This is a genomic window from Nocardia sp. NPDC052316 (assembly GCF_044547795.1).
In the GTDB taxonomy this organism is placed as follows: domain Bacteria; phylum Actinomycetota; class Actinomycetes; order Mycobacteriales; family Mycobacteriaceae; genus Nocardia.
In genome coordinates this window covers 1338559-1361400 of the sequence record NZ_JBIUBB010000001.1, presented here as the reverse complement: position 1 = coordinate 1361400, position 22842 = coordinate 1338559, and the positions used below count along the sequence as shown (strand labels likewise).

22 protein-coding genes are annotated in these 22842 nt (G+C 67.7%); 16 read left to right on the top strand and 6 right to left on the bottom strand.

Annotated features, from left to right (window positions below):
• Positions 1-116: 116 nt before the first annotated feature.
• From ACIHA7_RS06290 to ACIHA7_RS06240, 11 genes are all read left to right on the top strand, one after another.
• Positions 117-1367, top strand: a complete 1251-nt coding sequence (locus ACIHA7_RS06290; RefSeq protein WP_397286092.1) for an extracellular solute-binding protein — start codon at positions 117-119, stop codon at positions 1365-1367.
• Entirely contained in the window at positions 1345-2250 is a 906-nt protein-coding gene (locus ACIHA7_RS06285) for a carbohydrate ABC transporter permease (protein ID WP_397286090.1), read from the top strand. The genes ACIHA7_RS06290 and ACIHA7_RS06285 overlap by 23 nt, the downstream gene beginning before the upstream one ends.
• A gap of 61 nt (positions 2251-2311) precedes the next feature.
• Positions 2312-3220, top strand: a complete 909-nt coding sequence (locus ACIHA7_RS06280) for a carbohydrate ABC transporter permease (RefSeq protein ID WP_397286088.1) — start codon at positions 2312-2314, stop codon at positions 3218-3220.
• Between the two features lie 144 nt (positions 3221-3364).
• Positions 3365-4762, top strand: coding sequence for a lipase family protein (locus tag ACIHA7_RS06275; RefSeq protein WP_397286086.1), 1398 nt, complete (start codon positions 3365-3367; stop codon positions 4760-4762).
• A gap of 156 nt (positions 4763-4918) precedes the next feature.
• Positions 4919-5485: a TetR/AcrR family transcriptional regulator gene (locus ACIHA7_RS06270; protein ID WP_397286084.1), complete on the top strand. Its 567-nt coding sequence runs from the start codon at positions 4919-4921 to the stop codon at positions 5483-5485.
• Between the two features lie 139 nt (positions 5486-5624).
• On the top strand, positions 5625-7244 hold the full coding sequence (locus tag ACIHA7_RS06265) for an AMP-binding protein (RefSeq protein WP_397286082.1): 1620 nt from the start codon (positions 5625-5627) through the stop codon (positions 7242-7244).
• 19 nt (positions 7245-7263) lie between these two features.
• Positions 7264-9378: a CocE/NonD family hydrolase gene (locus tag ACIHA7_RS06260; RefSeq protein WP_397286080.1), complete on the top strand. Its 2115-nt coding sequence runs from the start codon at positions 7264-7266 to the stop codon at positions 9376-9378.
• A 126-nt stretch (positions 9379-9504) separates the two neighbouring features.
• Complete coding sequence (locus ACIHA7_RS06255; RefSeq protein WP_397286078.1) at positions 9505-10296, top strand: DeoR/GlpR family DNA-binding transcription regulator; 792 nt, start codon at positions 9505-9507, stop codon at positions 10294-10296.
• A 47-nt stretch (positions 10297-10343) separates the two neighbouring features.
• Positions 10344-10490 (top strand): hypothetical protein, encoded by a 147-nt coding sequence (locus tag ACIHA7_RS06250; RefSeq protein WP_159080744.1) that lies wholly within the window; start codon positions 10344-10346, stop codon positions 10488-10490.
• Between the two features lie 175 nt (positions 10491-10665).
• Positions 10666-12207: a cytochrome P450 gene (locus ACIHA7_RS06245; protein ID WP_397286075.1), complete on the top strand. Its 1542-nt coding sequence runs from the start codon at positions 10666-10668 to the stop codon at positions 12205-12207.
• Between the two features lie 9 nt (positions 12208-12216).
• Positions 12217-12960, top strand: a complete 744-nt coding sequence (locus tag ACIHA7_RS06240; RefSeq protein WP_397286073.1) for a TetR/AcrR family transcriptional regulator — start codon at positions 12217-12219, stop codon at positions 12958-12960.
• Positions 12961-12992: 32 nt separating this feature from the next.
• Here the strand turns inward: ACIHA7_RS06240 and ACIHA7_RS06235 are convergent, their stop codons facing one another.
• From ACIHA7_RS06235 to pnuC, 3 genes are all read right to left on the bottom strand, one after another.
• The gene (locus tag ACIHA7_RS06235) at positions 12993-13958 is read right to left on the bottom strand and encodes a sigma-70 family RNA polymerase sigma factor (protein ID WP_397286071.1); all 966 of its coding nucleotides are present in this window, start codon (positions 13956-13958) and stop codon (positions 12993-12995) included.
• A 50-nt stretch (positions 13959-14008) separates the two neighbouring features.
• Positions 14009-15433 (bottom strand): DHA2 family efflux MFS transporter permease subunit, encoded by a 1425-nt coding sequence (locus tag ACIHA7_RS06230; RefSeq protein ID WP_397286069.1) that lies wholly within the window; start codon positions 15431-15433, stop codon positions 14009-14011.
• 82 nt (positions 15434-15515) lie between these two features.
• Complete coding sequence (gene pnuC, locus ACIHA7_RS06225; protein WP_397286067.1) at positions 15516-16232, bottom strand: nicotinamide riboside transporter PnuC; 717 nt, start codon at positions 16230-16232, stop codon at positions 15516-15518.
• Positions 16233-16347: 115 nt separating this feature from the next.
• Here pnuC and ACIHA7_RS06220 point away from each other — a divergent pair, with 115 nt between their 5' ends.
• Positions 16348-17421 (top strand): ABC transporter substrate-binding protein, encoded by a 1074-nt coding sequence (locus ACIHA7_RS06220; protein ID WP_397286065.1) that lies wholly within the window; start codon positions 16348-16350, stop codon positions 17419-17421.
• On the opposite strand, the gene ACIHA7_RS06215 is transcribed toward ACIHA7_RS06220, so the two are convergent.
• Positions 17418-18449 (bottom strand): XdhC family protein, encoded by a 1032-nt coding sequence (locus ACIHA7_RS06215; protein ID WP_397286063.1) that lies wholly within the window; start codon positions 18447-18449, stop codon positions 17418-17420. The two genes, ACIHA7_RS06220 and ACIHA7_RS06215, sit on opposite strands and share 4 nt — an antisense overlap.
• Positions 18450-18462: 13 nt before the next feature.
• A complete protein-coding gene (locus tag ACIHA7_RS06210; RefSeq protein ID WP_397286061.1) occupies positions 18463-19062 on the bottom strand; it encodes an NTP transferase domain-containing protein in 600 nt (199 codons plus the stop codon).
• A gap of 150 nt (positions 19063-19212) precedes the next feature.
• Here ACIHA7_RS06210 and uraD point away from each other — a divergent pair, with 150 nt between their 5' ends.
• Genes uraD through ACIHA7_RS06190 form a run of 4 tightly spaced genes read left to right on the top strand, consistent with a single transcriptional unit; the run spans position 19213 to position 22291 of the window.
• Positions 19213-19716, top strand: coding sequence for a 2-oxo-4-hydroxy-4-carboxy-5-ureidoimidazoline decarboxylase (uraD, locus tag ACIHA7_RS06205; RefSeq protein ID WP_397286059.1), 504 nt, complete (start codon positions 19213-19215; stop codon positions 19714-19716).
• A complete protein-coding gene (gene uraH, locus ACIHA7_RS06200) occupies positions 19713-20030 on the top strand; it encodes a hydroxyisourate hydrolase (protein WP_397286057.1) in 318 nt (105 codons plus the stop codon). The genes uraD and uraH overlap by 4 nt, the downstream gene beginning before the upstream one ends.
• Positions 20031-20036: 6 nt before the next feature.
• Positions 20037-20942: a factor-independent urate hydroxylase gene (gene pucL / locus ACIHA7_RS06195; protein ID WP_397286055.1), complete on the top strand. Its 906-nt coding sequence runs from the start codon at positions 20037-20039 to the stop codon at positions 20940-20942.
• Positions 20930-22291, top strand: coding sequence for an 8-oxoguanine deaminase (locus tag ACIHA7_RS06190; protein ID WP_397286053.1), 1362 nt, complete (start codon positions 20930-20932; stop codon positions 22289-22291). Before pucL ends, ACIHA7_RS06190 begins: the two co-directional genes overlap by 13 nt.
• A 13-nt stretch (positions 22292-22304) precedes the next feature.
• Here ACIHA7_RS06190 and ACIHA7_RS06185 read toward each other — a convergent pair whose 3' ends face one another.
• Complete coding sequence (locus tag ACIHA7_RS06185; protein ID WP_397286051.1) at positions 22305-22691, bottom strand: hypothetical protein; 387 nt, start codon at positions 22689-22691, stop codon at positions 22305-22307.
• Positions 22692-22842: the final 151 nt, after the last annotated feature.

Sequence of the window (22842 nt, the reverse complement as noted above, 5' to 3'; positions counted from 1 at the left end):
AGCGAATCGGTCACATATGATCAAGCTTGGGTCTATGTTGATAGTCGGTCGATCAGTTCGATCCCATCATCGGCTGTCCAGTGGCGCCCGGTGTGCAAATTTGAAAGGTTCTACTCGTGAAAAGACCACTCCACGGCGTGCTTGCGGGGGTCGCGATGGTCACCGGCCTCGCGCTGGCGATCTCGTCCTGTGGGTTCGGCTCGAAAGATAACGCCGACTCCGACACCACGATCAACTTCTTAGCCCCGGCCTACAGTGACGGGGCCACCGGTACGAAGGCGCTGTGGGACGGCATCATCGCGGATTTCCAGCAGAAGAACCCTGATATCAAGGTGAACCTGCAGATGGAGTCCTGGAACTCGATCAACGACGTGGTGCGCACCAAGCTGCAGTCGAAGTCGACCACCCCGGACATCCTCAACATCGACGCCTACGCGAGTTTCGCCAGCGACGGGATGCTGTACCCCGCCAACGAGATCGTCTCGCCGTCGGTGCTCTCCGACATCCAGCCCGGCTTCGCGAAGAACGCCTCGCTCAACGGCACCCAGTACGCGCTGCCGCTGTTCGCCTCCACGCGCACCCTGTTCTACAACACCGAACTGTTCGAGAAGGCAGGCATCAGCTCACCGCCCAAGACCTGGGCCGAGCTCACCGACGCGGCCAAGAAGATCCAGGCGCTCGGCGGCGGCGTGTCCGGCTACGGCCTGCCGCTCGGCAGCGAGGAGGCTCAGGGCGAGACCTCCATCTGGACCTTCGGCGCGGGCGGCCAGTGGGCCGACGGTGACAAGATCACCGTCGACACCCCGCAGAACCTGGAGGGCGTGCGCGCCATGCGCGAGCTCGCCGACGCCGGTGTCACCCAGCCGAATCCGGGAGCGACCGACCGCAAGGACGTGATCAACGCGTTCATCCAGGGCAAGATCGGCATGATCGAGGGCCTGCCCCCGACCATCGGCCAGATCGCCGCGAAGAACCCGGCGCTGAAGTACTCGACCGCGCCGACGCCGACCAAGTCCGGGACCCCGGTGACGCTCGGCGTCGCCGATCACCTGATGGCGTTCAAGAAGGACGGCAAGAAGACCGAGACGATCAAGAAGTTCCTCGACTTCTTCTACAGCGCCGACGTCTACGCGAACTTCGTGTCCAAAGAGGGCTTCATCCCGATCACCAACACCGCGGCCGCCAAGCTGGCTGCCGACCCGGTGACCAAGGCGTTCGGCCCGACCCTCGCGGTGGCCAAGTTCTACCCGAGCAACAACCCGAAATGGGCTGCGGCGCAGGGCGCTATCCGGCAGCAGATGGGCACCATCGCGCAGGGCACCGATCCGGCCCAGGTGCTGGCGCGTGTTCAGGAAGCCGCGAAATAGCGTGCGCCGGAAAGGAACTCTGGCGGCGATACCGTGGATCGGGCCCGCGCTGGTCTTGATCGCGGCTATCGTCGCCTTTCCGGCCTGCTACATGGTGTGGACCAGTACCAGGGATCTGAGCGACTACGGTCAGGACCGAGGCTCGGCCGGACTGGCGAACTTTCGCGAGCTCTTCAGGATTCCAGAGCTGGGTTCGGTACTGGCGCACACGGTGATCTGGGTGGTCGCCGTCGTGCTGATCACCCTGGTGCTCTCGGCCGGGCTGGCCCAGTTCCTGGCCAAGGACTTCCCAGGCCGCACCGCGGTGCGGATGGCGGTCCTGGTGCCGTGGGCGGCCTCGGTCGTGATGACGACGACGATCTTCTACTACATGCTGGATCCCGACGTCGGCATCGCCAACCGGTTCCTGGTCGATATCGGCCTGCTGGACCGGGGTTTCGGCTTCACCAAACAGCCGACGCCCGCGTTCCTGGTCGCGATCGGGGTCGCGGTGTTCGTCTCGATCCCGTTCACCACCTACACGATTCTGGCCGGGCTGCAATCTATTCCGGCCGAGGTGGGCGAGGCGGGCCGGGTCGACGGCGCGAGCGCGTGGCAGCGATACCGCTTTCTCACGCTGCCGCAACTGCGTCCGGCCATCGCGGTGGCGACGATCATCAACATCATCAACTCGTTCAACTCGTTGCCGATTCTGCAGGTGATCACCGGCAGTATCGCGGGCTTCGAGGCCGACACCACTACCACGTTGATGTTCAAGCTGATTCGGCAGAACCGGGCGATCGACGTGGCTGCCGCCATGAGCGTGCTGAACTTCGTGCTGATCATCGTCATCATCGCGATCTACGTGAAGGTGATCCGGCCGACTCGGGAGGTCGACGGGTGACAAGACCGCAGCCACACTCGCCGGCCGACCGGGTGTCCCGCACGGCACAGGAGGCCGACCGATGACCACGGCGGACGTCGCGCACCTCGAAAAGGTAACGGGTGCGGTAGAAGTGGCCGTTTCGGCCGAGCGCCCCGGGGTGAAACCGAAACGGCGCCGCTGGGAATTGACCGCCGTCGGGGTCGTGCTCGCCGCGCTGTTCCTGTTGCCGTTCATCGTGATGGTGCTCGGCTCGCTCAAGAGCAGGCCCGAAATCCTGCGCATCCCACCGACCTACCTCCCCGAGTCGTGGCATCCGGACAACTACGCCACCATGTGGGACACGCCGGAGACGCCGCTGGCGTTCAACATGGCCAGCACCGTGATCATCTCGGTGTTCGCCACGGTGCTCGTGTTGCTCGTCGCCATCCCGGCCGCGTATTACACGGCGCGGCACAAGTTTCCGGGTCGCGCGGTATTTCTCGGGCTGGTGCTCGTCACCCAGATGCTGCAGCCCACCGTGCTGGTGACCGGTCTCATCCGGGAGTTCTTCGCCATCGGCATCAACGACACCTGGCTGGCGATGATCCTGGTGAACGCGGCGTTCAACCTGTCGTTCGCGGTGTGGATCCTGCACAGCTTCTTCGCCTCCATACCGGTGGAGATCGAGGAGGCCGCGATGCTGGACGGTTTGAGTCGCTGGCAGACGTTGGTCCGAGTGTCCCTGCCGCTGGTCTGGCCCGGCATCGTCACCGCAACGATCTTCGTTGTGGTCTCCTGCTGGAACGAGTTCGCCGCCAGCCTGGTGGTGCTGACCACCGCGGAGAACCAGCCGCTGTCGGTGGCGCTGACCAAGTTCATCGGCCAGTACGACACGTCGTGGCAATACGTCTTCGCTATCTCCACGGTCGGCATCATCCCGGTCGTGATCCTGTTCGCGATCATCGAGAAGCGCCTCGTCGCAGGTCTGACGGCGGGCAGCGTCAAGTAGTCGGACGCGGCGGGTGGTGCGCTGCACCACCCGCCGTTGTCATGTTCGTGAACCGCACCACTGTCTGAGTCTGGACTTCTGGCCCGTTATCTGAAAATATCTCTTACCAATATTGGTGGCGAGCGGTTACGGGAAGGCACTTCGATGAGCGTGCGCAATGGTGGGCGCGTCGTCGTCCTCGGCGTCATCGCGCTGATGGCGGCGTGGACGGCACTCGGTTCGGGGCAGGCCGAGCCGGGCGAGCAGGACGGTGTCCGGGTCGAGCCCGCGCCCGCACTGACCCTGCCGCCCGAACTCGACGACTTCTATCGCCCCGCCGCGGGTGCGGTCGCCGCGGCGCAACCGGGTGAGATCCTGCGCGCACGGGCGATCTACCCGGCGTTCATGGGCATCGTGCAGCTGAATGTCGATGCGTGGCAGTTGCTGTATCGCACCACCAACAGTCACGGCGAGCCGATCTCGACCGTCACCACGATCCTGAAGCCGCGCGGGCCCGCACCCGCGGGTGGCTCGAAGCTGCTGTCCTACCAGATCGCCGAGGACAGCGTCGCGCAGTACTGTGCCCCGTCCTATGTGGCCCAATCCGGTGCCATCCCGGTCGATTACGTGAACGCGGCGGAGACGCTCATCCCGATCGCCGCGGGTCTCGGCCAGGGCTGGACCGTCGCCATGCCCGACTATCAGGGCCCGAATTCGGCGTACGGCGCCTCGCGCATGAACGCGCAGGCGACGCTCGACGGTATTCGCGCCGCCGAGAACTTCGCCCCGGCACAGTTGAACGGACCGCAGACGCCGACCGCGCTGTGGGGATACTCCGGCGGCACGATTCCGTCGGCCTTCGTGCCGGAGATCAAGCAGAGTTACGCTCCCGAACTCAATATCGTCGGCGTCGCGGCGGGCGGTGTCGCGGCGGGCGACTATGCCGGGGTGGTGCGGCACAACAATGGTGGCGTCTACGCGGGCCTCATCTCGGCCGCGATCGTCGGCATCGCGACCGAATACCCGGACATGCAGCGGATAATGCGCGAAAAGGTCGACGTGCTCGGGCAATTCGTCATGGCGTCGAAGAAGGTACTGTGCCATCCGCAGGGCGCGGCACTGTTTCCCGGATTCAATTACTTCGGCAGTTTTCAGGGCGGTGACCCGTTGAATCTGCCGGAGATCCGGGCGGCGATCGCGGATAACTCACTCGGCCAGCAGAAGCCGACCGTGCCGATCTACTTCTACCACGCGCAGCACGACGAGCTCATTCCGATCGCGGGCACCGACGCCATTGTCGACAAATACTGCGCCGAGGGCGCGCCGAGCGTGACATACGTCCGGGAATTCCTCGCCGAACATCTCTCCGGTGTGCCCGCGCATCTGCCCGGCGCGTTCTTCTGGTTGCGGGACCGGCTCAATGGTGTCGCGGCGCCGCAGGGCTGCTCGATCACCAGTCCGGTGAGCGCCTTCACGGAACCGCAATTCGGGCAGGCGCTGTCGGAGATACTGCCGCCGATGGCGCAAGCCCTCGTCGGATACGCGATCGGCCAGCAGAAGTAGGGCGGTGCGCCCGGCGCGGACCGATCTCCGTGCCGGGGTGGTGGGGCGGGTGCGGGGTAGCATCGAACGGTGGCACGGCGGGAAGAGGATGCAAAGGACGGTCGCAGCTACGGCGGGCTGTCCAGGGAGCAGCGGGTCGCCCAGCGGCAGACGCGATTGATCGACGCCGCGCTCGAATTATTCGGAACCCAGGGGTACGCAGCCACTTCCATCGAGCGCCTGTGCGCGGAGGCCAATGTATCCACGCGTAGTTTTTATGAAGATATGGGCAGCCGTGAGGCTTTGCTGATCGCGCTGGTGAATCGGATCACCTCGCGCGCGGTCGAGCGGGCGCTGGAGGCGCTGGCCGAAACCGTCGGCGAGCCACTGTCGACCAGGGTTGTGCAGGGCTTCGGCGCTTATCTCGCGGTGACTTGTCAGGACCACCGCTCCGCGCGGGTCTGTTATGTCGAAGTGGTCGGCGTGAGCGCGGCCGTGGAGGAATGGCGCAGGGAGCAGCGGCGGCTGCTTTCCGCCCTCATCATCAGCGAGGCCGAGCGGGCGGTCGAGCGTGGCGAAACCAAACCGAGGCGATTCGATCTCTTCGCCCTCGCGGTGATCGGCGCGGTGAACTCGCTGGCTCAAGAATTGGTCCAGAGCACCTTGCCCGGCACGGTGATCGGTCTCGACGAAATCTGCGAGGAGATCGCGTATTTCGTGAACTCCGGACTCGCTCTCACCTGATCTGAAATCAAGCGTAACCGCTGCGGGATCACCTAGGCCGACCATCTGAAAAGATGTCTTGCCCAATTTGGGATAATCTCCTACAGTCGAGTCGACCTCCTTACTCGAGGCGGTCATCGATTCTCTGGACGGAGTGTTCATGTCCTCCATCGGAAGTGCCGTTCGGGCGCTGATGGTCAATCTGCACTCGGTGGGCGTGCTACAACGCGCCGGGGTGCTCGACCTGCGCGCGCCCGCCGATCTGGTGCGCGCCTCCCGGGCCGTCCGGCAGTTCGGCGGCATCGCCGGGCCGGTGCGGATGTCGGCCCGGCGCGAACCCGACCGGGTGGCGGTGATCGATGAACTCGGCTCCCTCACCTATCGGGAGTTGGAGGCCCGCGGCAACGCGCTGGCCCGCGGCTTCACCTCGCTCGGGCTCGGGCCGGGCGACACCGTCGCCGCGCTCGTCCGGGACCGGCGCGAGCTGGTGGACACCATGCTCGCCGCCGCCAAGATCGGCGCACGACTGGTACTGCTCAATACCGGATTCGCCGCGCCGCAGCTGGCCGATGTCGCGACGCGTGAGGGCATCGACGTCGTGGTGTACGACCAGGAATTCACCGAGCTGTTGCGGGTGGTGGCGCCGCAGGTCCGGCGGGTGCTCGCGATGCACGACGGCGTCGACCTGGACGGCATCGCCACGGTCGACCAACTGATCGCAGGTCACGACGCGGCCGAGCTGGCGCCGCCCGCGCGGCAGGGCGGGTTCGTGCTGCTCACCGGTGGGACCACTGGAACGCCGAAGGGCGTGGCACGCGAGATCAAGTCCCCCTTGGCGGCTGCCGCATTGCTGGAGCGAATCCCATTGCAGCGCAATCAAACTGTGGTAATCGTGGCACCGCTGTTCCACGGCACGGCGCTGAACCAGTTCATCCTGGCACTGTCACTGTCCTCGACGGTGGTGCTGCGCAGGCGATTCGACGCCGAGGCGACGCTGGCCGCCGTCGCCGACCATCGAGCACAGGTGCTCGTCCTCGTGCCGACCATGCTGCGCCGGATACTCGACTTGGGCCCGGAAGTCTTGGCCGCGTATCGAACCGACAGTCTGCGTGTCGTTTTCAGCGCGGGCTCGGCCTTGCCCGCCGCGCTCGGCGACGCCGCCGCCCAGGTGTTCGGCGATGTGCTCTACAACTTCTACGGCTCGACCGAGGTAGGCGTCGCCGCCATTGCCACGCCCGAGGATTGGCGGGCGGCGTCCGGAACGGTGGGCAGGCCGCCGACGGTGTGCACCGTGCGGCTCTACGACGACGGCGAGCTGGTCACCGAACCGGGCAGGCGCGGCACCGTTTACGTGCGCAGCCTGCTGTCGTTCGCCGGGTACTCCGGCGGCGGCACCAAGGACAGCATCGACGGTCTGCTGTCCACCGGCGATGTGGGGCACTGGGATTCGGGCGGGCGGCTGTTCATCGACGGACGCGACGACGACATGATCGTCTCCGGCGGCGAGAACGTCTTTCCCGGCGAGGTCGAGGAGTTGCTCTACGCCCACCCTGCCGTTGCCGAGGCGGCCATCGTCGCGGTGCCCGACGAGGAGTTCGGGCAGCGGCTCGCGGCCTTCGTGGTGCGGCAGGCCGGTCACGAGTTGGACGCCGAAGGGGTTCGGGCACACGTCAAGGCGAACCTGGCTCGGTTCAAGGTGCCGAGGGATGTCACCTTCCTCGACGAACTGCCACGCACCAGCACCGGAAAACTGCTGCGCCGCGACCTCACGGTGCACTGAGAGCGATGGGTGATCAACGATGATGACCGTCTACCCGCTGCATCGCGGTGGTACGCGCCGGGGCCGTTTCGCCAGGGCCACCTCGACCACGGCACGAACGCTGCTCGCCGTCGGTGTACTCACCGTCTCCTCGGTGCTGCCGCTCGCCGGCGCGGAACCGCCGGGCGCGGACGCCCTGCCGACGGCCGACTCCCGCACCGGATTGCCCGAGGGGTGGAATCCGGGTCCGAAGCGGTACGGCGTCGGCGAGCAGAAGAACGTCGAGCTGCCCATGGCGGACGGTGTGGTGCTGCGCGCGGACATCCGGTATCCGACGGACGCGTCCGGCGCACCGGCGACCGGCCCGTTCCCGATCGTGCTGACCCAGACCTCGTACGGCAAGGACAGCGGGGGCCTGTTGCGCCTGCTGTCCTACGACGGTCTCGGACCGCTGCTGGAAAACGCGTTGCCGACGGTCATCGACGTGGCAAAGCAGGTGAGCGACGCGGCGGGCTACGGCGACTACTTCGTCGAACGCGGCTATATCAGCGTGATCGTGGACATTCGCGGCACCGGATCCTCCGGCGGGCAGTGGAGCATCTTGCAGCCACAGGAACGCGAGGACGCCAAGCGGGTGATCCGCTGGGCCGCAGGGTTACCCAACTCGACCGGCGAGATCGGGCTGTGGGGCCTGTCCTATCTCGGGATGTCCGAACTGTTCACCGCCGGTGTGCTGGAACCGGATTCGCCGGTGCGCGCGCTGTTCCCGCTGATGCCGGGTAATCACGCGTTCCAGGATCTGCTCAACCACGACGGGTTCTACAACCTCGCCTTCCTGGCCTCCATGCTGCAATTTCCGATCACCGTGCTGCCGCAGCTCGCGCCGATCCTCGGGCTGTACCGCGAACCGGACAAGCTGACCAGCGTCTTCGTGGACCATCTGCTCGCCCACTTCCGGCCCGACGGCACCTGGCCTTCGGTGTTCGACGCATTGCTCGACGGCGACAAGGCTTACAACAGCCCCTACTGGGAGTCGCGGGCGATCGACAACGTGGTGGCCCGGATTGCCGCGAACGACATTCCGACGTACCTGGTCAGCGGTCAATACGACCTGCTGCAGGACGGTACGCCGCGCACCTTCGCCGGACTGCAGAACGCCTACGCCGGACGCGCACAGCACGGGCCGATGCCCGCGAACGCGCCGTCCAGCGGCCGCTTCCAAATGCTCACCGGCCCTTGGTTTCACGTGCAGCCCGGCGTGCAGCGCAACACCGATCTCGATATGCACGCCATCCAGCTGGCGTGGTTCGACCGGTGGCTGAAGAACGACCACAACGGCATCGATGAGACGAAGACGCCGCTGCACGCGATCGACGTCAACGGCAAGGTGATCGAGAGTGCCACCTATCCGATGCGTGAAACGCCCACGCAGAACCTCTATTTGGCGGAGGGCGGCCGACTGTCACCGCAACGTCCTGCGGCTGCGTCGGGCTCGGACCGGGTGACGTTCAGCCCGGTCAATGGCGGCACCCTCTGCAACTCCTCGTTCTCCCGCAACTTCTCCGGCGTCTATCAACTGCTCGCCACCATGGCCGGTGTCGACGACCCCTGCGGGCAGTTCCCCGCCCATCCGGATGTGCCTTGGCTGCTGGACAATCCGCAATACAGCACCGAGCCGTTCACCGAGCCGACCGTGCTCGGCGGGCCGATCGGCGCCACCCTCTTCGCCAGTTCGAGCACCCCGGCCTCGGCCCTCAGCGTGACCGTGCAGGACATCGCGCCCGACGGCACGGCCATCGCGCTGACCGACGGGCAACTCGCGGGGAACTTCCGCGCGCTGGACGAGGATCGGACGTGGCGGGCCGCGGATGGAAGTGTGCTCGGCGCGTTCCACCCCGGCACGCGCGAATCTCTGCTTCCGGTGGTCCCGGGGCAGGTGACCGAGTACAACGTGAAGGTCCGCCCGGCCTTCCACGTCTTCCAGCCCGGTCACCGGTTGCAGGTGACGATCGGCTCGGGGGACGCGCCGACCCACCTTCTCAACCCGAAGGACTATCCGGCGCTGCTGGGTGGCGTATACGACATCCAGCGCACCGAGGGGGCGGCCTCGTTTCTCACGATTCCGCTGGCCACGGCCACCGCCGGCCGGCGCTGAGACTGCGCTCGGCTTGGCATCGCGGTACCGGAATCTCTACGTTCGGCAGCGTGCCTGTGATCAGATTGTTCGCGTGCCACGAAAAACAGCAGGTCGGTGTGTTCGAATGCCGCAGGGCGGTATGAGATGACCGGGCCGACCGACCGACCACAGCGCTGGAACCGGCTGCTCGAACTGCTCGCCGACGCGGGCAGGCTCTCGGTGGAGGAAGCCGCCGAACGCCTCGGTGTCTCCTCGGCGACCGTGCGGCGCGACTTCACCGCGCTCGCCGAACAGCAGCTGGCGACCAGGACACACGGCGGTGTCGTGGCGACCTCGGTCGCCTACGACCTGCCCGCCCGCTACCGCCAGACCGGCGGGGAGGCCAAGCAGCGGATCGCGGAACACGCTGCGTCACTGGTGGATCCGCGCGCGGTGATCGCGATGAACGGCGGCACCACGACCACCGCGGTGGCCAGGGCGCTGGCCGGGCGCACCGACCTGGGCATGACCGGCGACGAGCAACTGACCATCGTCACCAACGCCCTCAATATCGCGGGTGAGATGGTGCTGCGCCCGCACATGCGCACCGTCGTGCTCGGCGGCGTGGCCCGGCGCGAGTCCTACGAACTGCACGGCCCGCTGGCCGAACGGGCCCTCGCCGAGCTGCGCCTGGACGAGCTGATCCTCGGCGTGAACGCCATCTCCGCCGAGGGCGGCGCGCAGTGCAGGCACATCGACGAGGCGGGCGTCACCACCGAGATGGTGCGCCGCTCCGGGCACGTCATGGTGGTGGCCACCGCCGACAAGCTGGAGCGCACTGCCCTGGCCCGCATCTGCAGCATCGAGCAGGTGCACGCGCTGGTCACCGACACGGACGCGGACCCGTCGGCGGTAGCGGCGATCCGCGCGACCGGGGTGCGCGTCGACGTGGTGTAGCCGCGCCCCGGTGTTTGAACGCGGTGGTGCCGGGCATGCACGAGGCCATGACCACTGAACCCGGTACCAACCGTCCCGACGACACCGAGGTGGACCGCGACGAGGTCGACCAGCCGGATGCGACCGACGACGCCGCCGCCACCAGGGAAGACCAGGCCGCGAATATGGATTACGAGGGTGACACGCCCAACTAGCGGCTGACGTCCCGGACTCCGTCGAACAGCCCGGCAGGCCATGGATGCCTGCCGGGCTGTGCTGCTTCTCCGACCGGACCGGCAGCCGCGTCACCCATTGACTGAGTCATGGCGTCTCATTAACCTGAGTGGGACAGTACGTCCCATATGAACGTTCAGGCAAGGTGAGCCCGCTATGGCCGATGTCGATTCCCCTGTTGCCGAAGCCGATGCCACGCTGCACCCGCCCCGCTGGGCGCCGACCTTTATTCGCTGGCACAACACGCCGGTGAGCTGGTGGGAGTCGGTGCGGTTGTCGCTGGGGATCCTGCCAAGGGTGCGCGATCACACGGTGTTGGACTACGTGACCAATTTCCCCGGGCAGGACGACGTGATCGTGGCCAGGGTGCCGTTCGCGAAGTTCGTCATCGTGCGCAGTCCCGAGTTGGCGCGGCACGTGCTGGTGACCAATCAGAGCAACTACACCAAGAGCCCCGACTACGACATGCTCGCGGTGGCGTTCGGGCGCGGACTGGTGACCGACCTGAACGACGAACTGTGGCAGCGCAATCGGCGGCTGGTGCAGCCGATCTTCGCCAAGCGCAACGTCGATGGGTTCGCCCCGATCATGGTCGAGGCGGCCAGGGACGCGGTGGCGCGGATTCGGCAGCTGTCCGCGGCGAACGACGTCATCGATGTCAACGCCGAAATGAACCGGCTCACTTTGGATGTCACGTCGCGCACGATGTTCGGCACCGACATCACCGGCCCGATGTCGGAGGTGGTGCTCTATCGGCTGCTGCGATTCTTCGGCCGTGGCTTCATGACCAATCTCAGTCACCCGCTGCACCACGTCGCGACCTGGCTGCACCGGCATTCCCGCCATCGGGACGACGCGGGCAACTCGCGGCTGCCGATGCGGATCATGCGGGCGGCAGGCTGGGTGGTCGAGCCGCGCACCATGCGCGACCTGCGCCACGCCGAGCGCGTGGTGGACGGCTTGATCGCCGACCATCGCGCGGGCCGGATCACCCGCAAGGACAACCTGCTCGCCGCGCTGATCGACGCCGCCGATCCGGAGACCGGTTACCAATACACCAATCAGGAGATCCACGACGAGCTGATGACCTTCGTCGGCGCGGGTATGGAAACCACCGCGACCGCGCTGACCTGGGTGTGGCAGCTGCTGTCCGAGCATCCGGCGGCCCGCGAGCGACTCCGCGAGGAGGTGCGCTCGGTGCTCGGCTCGCGCCCGGCCACGGCGGCCGACCTCGATCGGCTGCCGTGGACGCAGGCCGTGGTCGCAGAGACCATGCGGCTGTTGCCGCCGGTGGTCGGGCTGGCCAGAACGGCGAAAGAGCCGGATGCGCTGGGTGGTTACCTGATCGAGCCGGGCACCACCGTGATCACACTCATTCACGGCGCGCACCACAATCAGCGAGTGTGGGAGCGGCCGGCGGAGTTCGATCCGAGCCGCTACCTGCCGGAAAATGTTGCGCGCGAACACAAGCGGGCCACCATGCCGTTCGGGGCAGGCAAAAGAATGTGTGTCGCTTCGGGGTTCGCGAATATGGAGGCCGCGCTCGTCGTCGCCACCTTCGCCCAGCAGCTGCAGTTCGACGCGGTGTCGGATCAGCGGGTGCGACGGCAGATCTCGTTCACCGGTGGTCCGGATGGGCCGCTGCTGATGCGGCCTCGGTTCCTGCCGGAACTGGAGCGTGCGGACACCGCCGTATAGTCGATAACCGTGAAACCCGCCCACATGCGTAGCCATCGCAGGCGCTCGGGCGGACAGCGCTGGGACGAACACAACTCGGCCAGGCAGGCGCAGATCTTGGCGGCGGCCGTCGCGTTGATCGAGGAGCACGGCCCGGCCGCCGAGGTATCCATCCAGCAGATCGCCGAGCGAGCCGGGCTGGCGCGCTCGGTGGTCTACCGCCAGTTCGACAATCGCGACGACCTGGACGCCCGGGTGCGCGAGTACATCCTGGACCACTACGTGGCCGAGGTGGAGGCGCTGTTCGTGCTCGACCCGGCCAAGACCGCGGAGCAGATGTTCCACGAGGTCATGCGCCGGGTGGTGAGCTGGGCGGCCGAGCATCCCAATCTCTATCAGTTCGGCCAGAACGGTCCGGTGCACGGGCACTCGGCGGGGGAGACCAGCCTCACCATCGGCAGGCACCGGGTGGCCGAGTCACTGTGGCAGCAGTTCTCGTCGTGGACGAGCATGCTCGCCATCGACGTCGCGCCGTACCGCCCGCTGGTCTACGGGCTGGTCGGCCTGGTGGAGGGCATCGTCACGCAGTACATCGGTACCCCGCCCGGTGCCGAGCGACCCGACCAGGAAACCATCGCCCGCATGCTCACCGCCTCCGCCTGGCACCTGTTCGCGGGCCACGCCGCCGACCGCGGATACCACTTCGACCGGTCCGCCACTATCGCGGAAACCCTCGCTGAGCTCTTCGCCGACGCCGCGGCACCGAAAGATTGAGCTACCCGGTGTGGCAGGGCCCGCTCGGAAAATCACTGCGTGAGGGGTAACCCGAAGAGTGGGAACAGGTCCCGGCCGAGGAAGACGGTGATGCGCTCGATCGACGAACCTCTCGTGCCGAGCACATGGATGGAGTGTGCGCGATGGACGCCGGTTTCGTCGAGCAGGTAGTAGGCGACGGCGGGCTGGGTATTGGCGGCCGTCGGAATCGCCCGCCACGCCTGCTTGCCCCGGCCCACCTTGTCCGCGAAGAACTCCAGCACCTGTGCCCGACCCGCGAACCACACCAGGGCGGGCGGCATCTCGAAGACGACGTCGTCGAGCAGCAGCCTGCTGAGGCCGGCCATATCGCTGTCGCCGAACGCGGCGACATAGCGGTCGATCACCGCTCGTTCGGCGGGGCCGAGGGATTCGGACATCTGATCGATCATCGGCGCGACCTTGTCGAGCTGGGTGCGCGCGCGTTGCAGCGCGCTGTTGACTGCGGCAGGGGAGGTTTCGAGCAGATCGGCGACCTCGGCGGCGGACCAGGCCAGCACGTCGCGCAGGATCAGCACGGCCCGCTGCCGGGCGGGCAGATACTGCAGCGCGGCGACGAAGGCCAGCCGGATACCGCTGCGCGCCGCGACCACCGTGGCGGGGTCGTCGGCCGAATTGCCGAGCAGCCCATCGGGAATGGGCTCCAGCCAGGGCAGTTCCGGATGTCGCTCCGGACGCAGCCGCACCGTCTCGGCCGGACCGCCGAGATCGACCGGTAGGGCTCGTCGGGCGCGCTGCTCCAGCGCGGTGAGACAGGCGTTGGTCGCGATGCGGTACAGCCAGGTGCGCAGCGCGGCCCGCTCGGGGTCGAACCGGCCGGCCGCGCGCCAAGCCCGCAGCATCGTCTCCTGCACCAGATCCTCGGCGTCGTGGATCGAGCCGAGCATGCGGTAGCAGTGCGCGAGCAGCTCGGGGCGGTGCGCCATCGCCTTGGCGGTGAAATCCGCGCTGACCGTCATGGGTGGACAACCTACTGCGCCGGAGCGGGTTCGGCTCTGGTCCGGGCTGGTCACGCGGGGGCTCCGGACGTGTCCGCGGACATCGGCGCGGGACTTGTCTCCTGCGCCACCGGTGTACCTGCGGGAATGAGCGCACCGACCGCGGCGCCCACGAGGCCCAGCACGGCCGCCGTCCCCATCGCGGCGGCGAAGCCCGCGCTGAACGCCCCGGCCGATTCCAGTCCGCCGACCGCCGCGAACACCGCGGTGGGCAACGCGACGCCGAACGCGAAACCGAGTTGGCGCATCGTGTTGAAGGTGCCCGACGCGGCACCGACCGCCGTCATCGGCACCGCACGCAGCACCGCGCTCTGTGCGGCCGGAATCGTCATCGAGACGCCGATTCCCGACAGCACGAACGGCGCGACCAGGGCGGTATAGGACAGCGCGGGATCGGCGATCAGCGCGATCAAGCAGTAGCCCACCGCCTGCATCGAAAGCCCGAGCACGATCAGCGGACGTTCACCGAACCGGTTGACCTGGCGTCCGGCGATCGGCGCGACCACGAACAGCGTCACCGTCCACGGCGCCATGCGCAGACCGGCGCCGAGCGGATCGGTGCGCAGCACGACCTGCAGAAACTGCGCGAAGAAGAACGCGCCGGTCGCGATCGACGCGGAGAGCAGGAACCCCACCACATTTCCGGCCGCGAAGGCCCGCGACGCGAACAAGCCCATCGGCATCATCGGTGCGTCGGTGCGCAGCTCCCACCGGACGAAGCCGGCGATCGCCAGCGCGCCCGCGCCGAACGCCGACACCACTTCGACACTCGCCCAACCGGTTTCATTGCCGCGCAGCAGACCCAACACCAATCCGAACGCGCCGGTGCTGACCAGCAGAATGCCCACCAGGTCCACTTTTCGCGCCAGGCCGAAACTCTCCTCGATCCTGGTGCACAGCAACGGAATCAGCACAACGGCGATCGGAATGTTGAGCCAGAAGACCCACTGCCACGCCAACCCCTGCACCACCGCACCACCCACGAGCGGCCCGCCCGCGGTCGCCAATCCCGTGACGGCAGCGAACAATCCGAGCGCCTTGCTCCGCTGCTCCGGGGGGAACGCGGCCGAGAGCAGCGCGGTCGCCGTCGGCATGACGGCCGCGGCGCCGACCCCCTGCATCGCCCGCGCGGCGATCAGCCACTCGAGACTCGGTGCCAGCGCGCACGCCGCCGACGCCAGCCCGAACAGTCCGAGTCCGAGCGCGAGCACCCGTCTGCGACCGTACCGGTCGCCGAGCGCCGCGCCCGCCATCAGCAGCACCGCGAAGCTCAGCATGTAGGCGTTGATCGTCCATTCCAGGTCGGCGATCGACGCGTGCAGATCCCGCTGGATGGCGTGCAGAGCGGTGGTGACCACCAGCGCGTCCAGCACCGTCATCAGCGCGGCCACCGAGGTCACCGCGAGCACCCAGCGCTGTCGAACAGTCATCGTCATGGCGAAAAGTCCTCCTCCGAAGGTTTCACCGGTACCTACCGGCGCCGGGGCGCCGATTCATCGGAGGCGGCCGAACTTTTTTCTAGGGGGTCGTGGCCAGCGGCACCGCGGCGGGCGGGAGCACCGGACGGATGCTGCGCATCCAGACGACGAAACCCCAGGCCACGAAGCCCGCGTAGACGAAGTAGAGGGTGGCCGACGGGTAGTAACCCGCCCGCACCAGCAGGGGGATGCCGACGATGTCGACGGCGATCCAGATGAGCCAGAACTCGGCAAGCCCGCGGGCCATGCCGTAGGTGGCCAGCACCGAGCCGGTGAAGATCCACGCCTCGGCCCACGGACCGTAGGACCCGATGACCGCGAAGAGCTGGGCGAACGCGGCGGTGCCGAGCAGCATCGCGGCGACGAGGACGAGACGTTCGCGGTTGCTCGCCCAGCGCGGCTCGACGCCGCGGTGTTCGAGACCGGTCTCGTTGGCGTGCCGGTGCCAGCTCCACCAGCCGTAGACGCTGACCGCGATGAACATCAGCTGACGCCCGGCCTGGCCCGCCATGTTCAGCTGCTGCGGGGTGTTGAAGACGCCGCCGACGAAAACGGTGAACAGCAGCGCGTTCCCGCCGATGCCGATCGGCCAGGCCCAGACGCGACGGCGCATGCCACCGAGCGCGGAGGCGAGGCCGAATCCGTTACCGATCACCTCGCGCCAAAGGATCTCCGAGCCTGCGATGTGCAGCTTGGCGTCGAGCAGCGCGATGACAGGGTTCACCTGTGGTGCAACCAGCGCATGGACCGATGTCATCCATCGGTGCGATATCGGCTCGCGGCGATCGAAAACGCGTCGGCGCGTAACGACGGCGAATCCGGGGTCGTGATTCGCGATATCGGCGCTGTGGACTGCTTCTAGGGTGACTGTCATGCGTGGCGAAAGCAGTATCGGGCCGACACTGAACCGACGGTCTCTGCTTCGTTACTCCGCGCTGGCCGGCGCCGGCCTGCTCGCCGCGTGCGGCGGCGACGCCACCGACCCCTTGGGCGGTTCCACCCCGGACGGCTCCGAGTACGGAACTGTCGCGCTCCAGCTGTCCTGGCTGAAGAACATCGAGTTCGCCGGTGAGTATTTCGCCGACAGCAAAGGCTATTTCCAGGAGGCGGGCTTCGGCTCGGTCGAGCTGATCGCGGGCGGCTCGGCGAGCACCGCGGTGGAGGCCGGGCTGGACACCGGGAAGATCTGGCTCGGCCTGTCCGCGCCGCAGACCACGGCCCGCGCGGTGCTCGAGGGTCTGCCCGCCAAGATCGTCGCCACCACCTATCAGAAGAATCCCTTCGCGATCGTCAGCTCGGCCGCGAAGCCGATCAAGACGCCCGAGGACATGAAGGGCCGCAAGATCGGCGTGCAGGACACCAATCAGCTGATCTTCCACGCCCTGCTCGTCGCCAACGGCATGAAGCCGGGCGATGTCACCGTCGTGCCCGCGCAGTTCGATCCGTCGCCGCTGGCCAGCGGCGAGGTGGACGGTTGGGTCAGTTACGTGACCAATGAGCCGATCACCTTGACCGCCAGGGGATTCGCGAACACGCACTTCCTGTTCGCCGACTACAACCTGCCGCTGGTGGCCGAGACGTTCACCGTCGCACAGTCCACCATCGACAAGGAGCGGGAGAAGCTGAAGGCGTTCCTCGTCGCCGAGATCAAGGGGTGGAAGGACGCGGTGGCCGACCCCGCTGCGTCCGCGCGACTCGCGGTCGAGGTGTACGGCAAGGATCAGCAGCTCGACCTGGCCGAGCAGACGAAAGCGGCGGTGGCGCAGAACGATCTGGTCACCTCCCCCGATACCGCCGCCAACGGCCTGCTGACCATGACCGACCGGCTGATCGAGCAGAACATCACCGCATTGCGGGCGGCCGAGCTGGCGATCACCGCCGATCAGCTGTTCGACCTGTCCGTGCTGCGCGAGGTATATGTGGAGAACCCAGGTCTGAAGGATTAACTGCTCAGTCCGACAACAGTTTTCAGTGGTTGCGGGGTGGTGCTGTGCTGGGCGTGCCGTCCGGCCTGTTCGGTCCTGGCGGCGATCAGCTCGGCGGCGATCGCGACGGCCATCTCGGCGGCGGTGCGCGCGCCGACGTCGAGTCCGGCGGGGGAGTGCAACCGAGACAGCGTCGCCTCGGAGAAGCCGCCCGCCCGGAGGTCTTCCATGCGCTGGGTGTGCACGGCGCGCGCACCCATGGCGCCGAGGTAGCCGAGCTCGGGTAGTCGGAGCGCGACGGTGAGCAGCGGAATCTCGAACTTCGGGTCGTGCGAGGCGACGACGATGCCGGTGCTGCCGTCGATCTCGCCGGCCGAGGACAGCGTGTTCAGGTACCGGTGCGGCCAGTCGACGACCACCTCGGCGCCGGGGAACTTCTCGGGCTTGGCGAAGTTCTCCCGCGAGTCGCAGATGGTGACCCGATAGCCGAGCAGCTTGGCCTGCACGGTCAGCGCGGCGGCAAAAGAGTTGGCGCCGAAGATGATCAGCCGCGGCGGCGGGGCGAAGGACGCGACGAACACATCGGAGTCCGGCAGGGCGAGCAGCTCGGTGCCGTGGCGTTTGTCGGTGACCAGGTGCTGGCCGATCAGGTCCGCATCGGAGTTCCACACGACGGTGAACACGGTGATCCTGCGGTGCGCCGCGATCTCCGCGGCGACGAGGGGAAACTCGGGAAAGTGCCTGCGCGAGAACGGTTCGGTGAACACGTCCATCATGCCGTCGCGGTCCGCTCCGCCCTCCACACCGGTAGCCACGCCGTAGCGGTGCATCGCGCGCTGACCGGTTCGCGCGGCATGCAGCACGGCCTCGTAGGCGATCTCCTCGAGCCCGCCGTCGGTGACCGCGCCGTAGACACCACCGTCCGGATCGACGAGCATGGCCGAGCCGACGGGTAAGGGGGCCGAGCCCATCGTGCGCACTATGGTGGCCAGCCCGCCGGTGCGCCCGGAATGCCATACCCGCAATAGGTCGTCGACGATGTCCCGCATCTGCCCGCTCCGATCACCGTGCGGACGAGGCCGGGTAGTCACGATCGACGCCCGTCGCCAAATCGTCGCACGTGACGCACACCATATCGTTCTTGCGCGACAAATAGGTGCGCGCACCCGAATCTCCTACGGCCTCCTGACATATCGAGGTCCAGTGCTTGTGGGCGAGCACAACGGGGTGCCCCGGTGTGTTGTGGAACACAGCGCGGGCCAGGCCGCTCGGCGCGGTGAACGCGGCCGCGGTGACCCGGGCGACCACATCGGCGCCGACGTCCGGGGTATCCACCGGCATGATCGCGGCGAAGCGGGCGGGGGTGCGCGCGGCGGCGATCAGCCCGGCTCGCACGGACGCGCCGAGCCCGGTAGCCCAGTCCGCGGCCCAGACGGACTGAACGCCGGCGGGCAGGTCGAGTGGCGTCGGATCGGGACCGGTGGCACCGAGCACCACGATCACCGGATCGCAGCCGCCGTCGCGCAGCGCGGCCACCGCGCCGCGCAGCCAGGCGCCGCCCTCGGCCAGCGCTTTCGGCAGGCCGTAGCGCGTTCCGGCGCCTGCGGCGAGCAGGATGCCCGCGCAGTTCGGCGGGGTGGCCGGGCGATCGGGTACAGCCATGGGTACGACGGTAGTCCGGAACCGCCCGCCGCGCGTGCCGGAAGAGTGCTGCTCGCGGCGCTGCCCGGCCATTTTCTTTGCGGCGACACGCCGGGCGTGATCTATCTCTTTCGGGTGGCGGCCGGGCGGGTCGTATTCGATGCTGGTCGGATGACAGACGACGGGGCTGGTCTCGCCTGGTTCCACGCGTTGCCTGCGGACCGGGCGACCGAGGCATTGCTCACGTGTTGCTCGTCGCCCGCGTTTGCTCGGGGACTCGTCGAAGGGCGGCCGTATCCGAGCGTCGACGCCTTGCTCGATACCGCCGACGCGGTGCTGGCCGGGCTGCCCGAGTCGGAGATTGATCGGGCGCTGGCCGGGCACCCCAGGATCGGCGAGCGACCGGATACGGCGGCCTCGGCGCGGGAGCAAGCCGGGGTGGCCACGGCGGCGGACGCGGTACGGTCGGCGCTCGCGGCGGGCAACCGGGCCTATGAGGCGCGGTTCGGCCACCGCTATCTGGTGTGTGCGAGCGGTAGATCAGGCAGCGAGCTGCTCGCGATCCTCGAAGACCGACTCGGCAACGATGCCGAGACCGAAAGGCGGGTCATGCGTACAGAATTGGCGAAGATCAATCGGATCCGGCTGCGCGCGCTGCTGGCGACGACCCGATGAGCACGCTGAGCACCCACGTGCTCGACGCGGTGAAAGGCGCGCCCGCTCAGCATGTCGCGGTGACGCTGTATCGCGGTGCCGAGCAGCTGGATTCGGGAACTACCGACGCGGACGGCCGGATCGGCGCGCTGGCCGAGGCGCTCGCGCCGGGCACCTATCGGCTGGTGTTCGACACCGGCGCCTACTTCGCCGGGCAGCAGGTCGACACCTTCTACCCCGAGGTGTCGGTGACGTTCGCCGTCACCGAGGAGCGGCACTACCACGTCCCGTTGTTGCTGTCGCCGTTCGCCTTTTCCACCTATCGAGGGAGCTGACCGAGCATGGAGTTGACCGGGCCGATCGAGCTGACCGACCACCGATACGGCAAGGCCGAGAACCGGATCGTCCGGATCTGGCGGCAGATCGCGCGCCACGAGATCCGCGACGTGAACGTGTCCACCGTGCTGCGCGGGGACTTCGCCGACGCTTATGTCGCGGGTGACCAACGCAAGGTGCTACCCACCGACACCCAGAAGCAGACCGCCTACGCCTACGCGAAACAGCCTGGGCTACAAACGATCGAGGACTACGCGCTCGCCTTGGCCGGCCACTTCGTCGACGATGTCGAGCCGGTGACCAGTGCGCGCGTCGAGGTCGACGAGTATGCCTGGGGGCGAGTGTCGGTCGACGGCCGCGAACACGAGCACACCTGGGTCCGGCAGGGCCCCGAGGTGCGTACCGCCGCGGTGACGGTGGCGGGTACCGGCGCCGATCGGCGGTCCTGGGTGATCGGCGGGGTGAAGGACCTGACCATTCTGAAGTCGACCGGTTCGGAGTTCGCCGACTTCCTGAGCGACGAATTCACCGTGCTCGCCCCGACACACGATCGGATGCTGGCCACCTCGCTGGCGGTGCAGTGGCGTTTCGCGGGCACCACCGACATCGCCTGGGACGAGGTGTACGCCGGTGTCCGGGCGCGGCTGGTCGAAACATTCGCGACCCAGCATTCGAAGGCGTTGCAGCAGACGCTGTTCGAGATGGGCAAGGCCGCGCTGACGGCGTACCCGGTGCTCGCCGAGATCCGGCTGGCCGCACCGAACAAGCACCACTTCGACTACGACCTGGATCGCTTCGGCATCGAGAACAACGGCGAGGTGTATTACGCCGCCGACCGCCCGTACGGCCTCATTCACGCGACCGTGCGGCGGGCCGACGCACCGGAAGCGGGGCCCGCATGGCTGCCGTGACGGTCATCGAGGGTGGCGCCGTCGCGACCGTCGACGCGCACGGCACCGAATACCGCGACGGCTATGTCGTGCTGCGCGGCAACCGGATCGAGGCCGTCGGTGCGGGCGCGGCACCGGTACTCGACGGCCGGGTGCGGCGCATCGACGGCCGTGGCTGCCTACTGACCCCCGGTCTGGTGAACACTCATCATCACCTCTATCAATGGATCACCCGGGGCCTGGCCGCGGACCACACACTGTTCGAGTGGCTCACCACGCTCTACCCGATCTGGGCGGGCATCGACGAGGAAACGGTGCGGATCGCGGCAACCGGTGGGCTCGCCGCGCTGGCCCGCACCGGCTGCACGACAACGACCGACCACCACTACGTGTTCCCGCGCGCGGGCGGCGACCTGCTCGGCGCCGAGATCGCCGCGGCCGCCGAGGTGGGCTTGCGCTTCCATCCGTGCCGGGGCTCGATGGATCTCGGCGCGAGCGCGGGCGGCCTGCCACCCGATCACGTGGTGCAGTCGCTCGACGACATCCTGGCCGACAGCGCGGACGCCATTGCCCGCCACCACGATCCGTCGTTCGACTCGATGCTGCGCATCGCGCTCGCCCCGTGCTCGCCCTTCTCGGTGACGCCGGAGCTGCTGCGAGAATCGGCCGCGCTGGCCCGTGCGGAGAAGGTCCGGCTGCATACCCATGTCGCCGAGACGAGCGACGAACAGGACTACTGCGCGGCAACATTCGGCTGCACGCCCGCCCAGTACATGGAGCGACTCGACTGGGTCGGCGCCGATGTCTGGTGGGCCCACGCCATCCACCTGGACGACTCCGCGATCGAGACCATGGCGAAAACCGGTACCGGAGTGGCGCATTGCCCCACCTCGAACGCGCGCATCGGCGCGGGCATCGCGCGCACCGCCGATCTGGTGCGCGCGGGCGTCCCGGTGGGGCTCGGCGTGGACGGCGCGGCGAGCAACGAGTCGAGCTCGATGATCGAGGAGCCGCGCAATGCCCTGTTCTTCGCGCGCAACACCGGCGGCCCGCGGGCGATGACGGTACGAACGTCGTTGGCGCTGGCCACCATCGGCGGCGCGCGCGTGCTCGGCCGCGACGCCGAGATCGGCTCGATCGAGCCGGGCAAGCTCGCCGACCTTGCGCTGTGGCGCCTGGACACCCCGGCGCACGCGGGCATCGACGATCCGGTGACCGCGCTCGTGCTCGGCTCGGCGCCGCCCCTCGCGGCGCTGATCGTCAACGGACGCGAGGTGGTGCGCGACGGTCGGCTGCACACCGTCGCCGAGGACGTCGTCGCAGCACAGGTGGCCGCGGCACAAGCGGCATTGGTCGCCAAGGCGCGGTAGCGCCGGTTCGAGCTCAGGCCGCGAACGAGGTCACGCCATGTGCCAGTGCGGCAGCGGATCTCAGGCGATCATCGGTCGGGCCGACCGGCGGCTCCGGCTCGGTCGATCCGGCAGGCGCGCGCAACGCCAGCAGGCTCATGACGTCGTGCAGCGTGCAGTCGAGCTCCGTCGCGTGCAGCTGGGCGACCTCGTGATCGAGCCCCGCCGGGTGCGGCTGATCGAGCACGATCATCTCGGCGAGCATCATGCCCGCCATCGCCTGATTTCTGCTGAGCCGCCGGTTGGTCGGCAGGTAGGACAGCACCCACTTGCCCCGGTCCTGTTCGGGAAGATCGATCCGGAACGCGGCCTCGTGCACCACGTCACTGGTGATCAGCCAGCCTGTCGCCGTAATCGCCATCGTGCGACCTCTTTTCATCCGCCCCGCGTTGTCACGTTGTCCCTGTGACACCTTCCAGGATGGCAGTTCGGGTGGCTGCGGGGCGATCCCAGCGGGTGCGGCGTTTTATCGGGTTGACGCAATTACTTGACCTGGGAAAACGCTACTGATA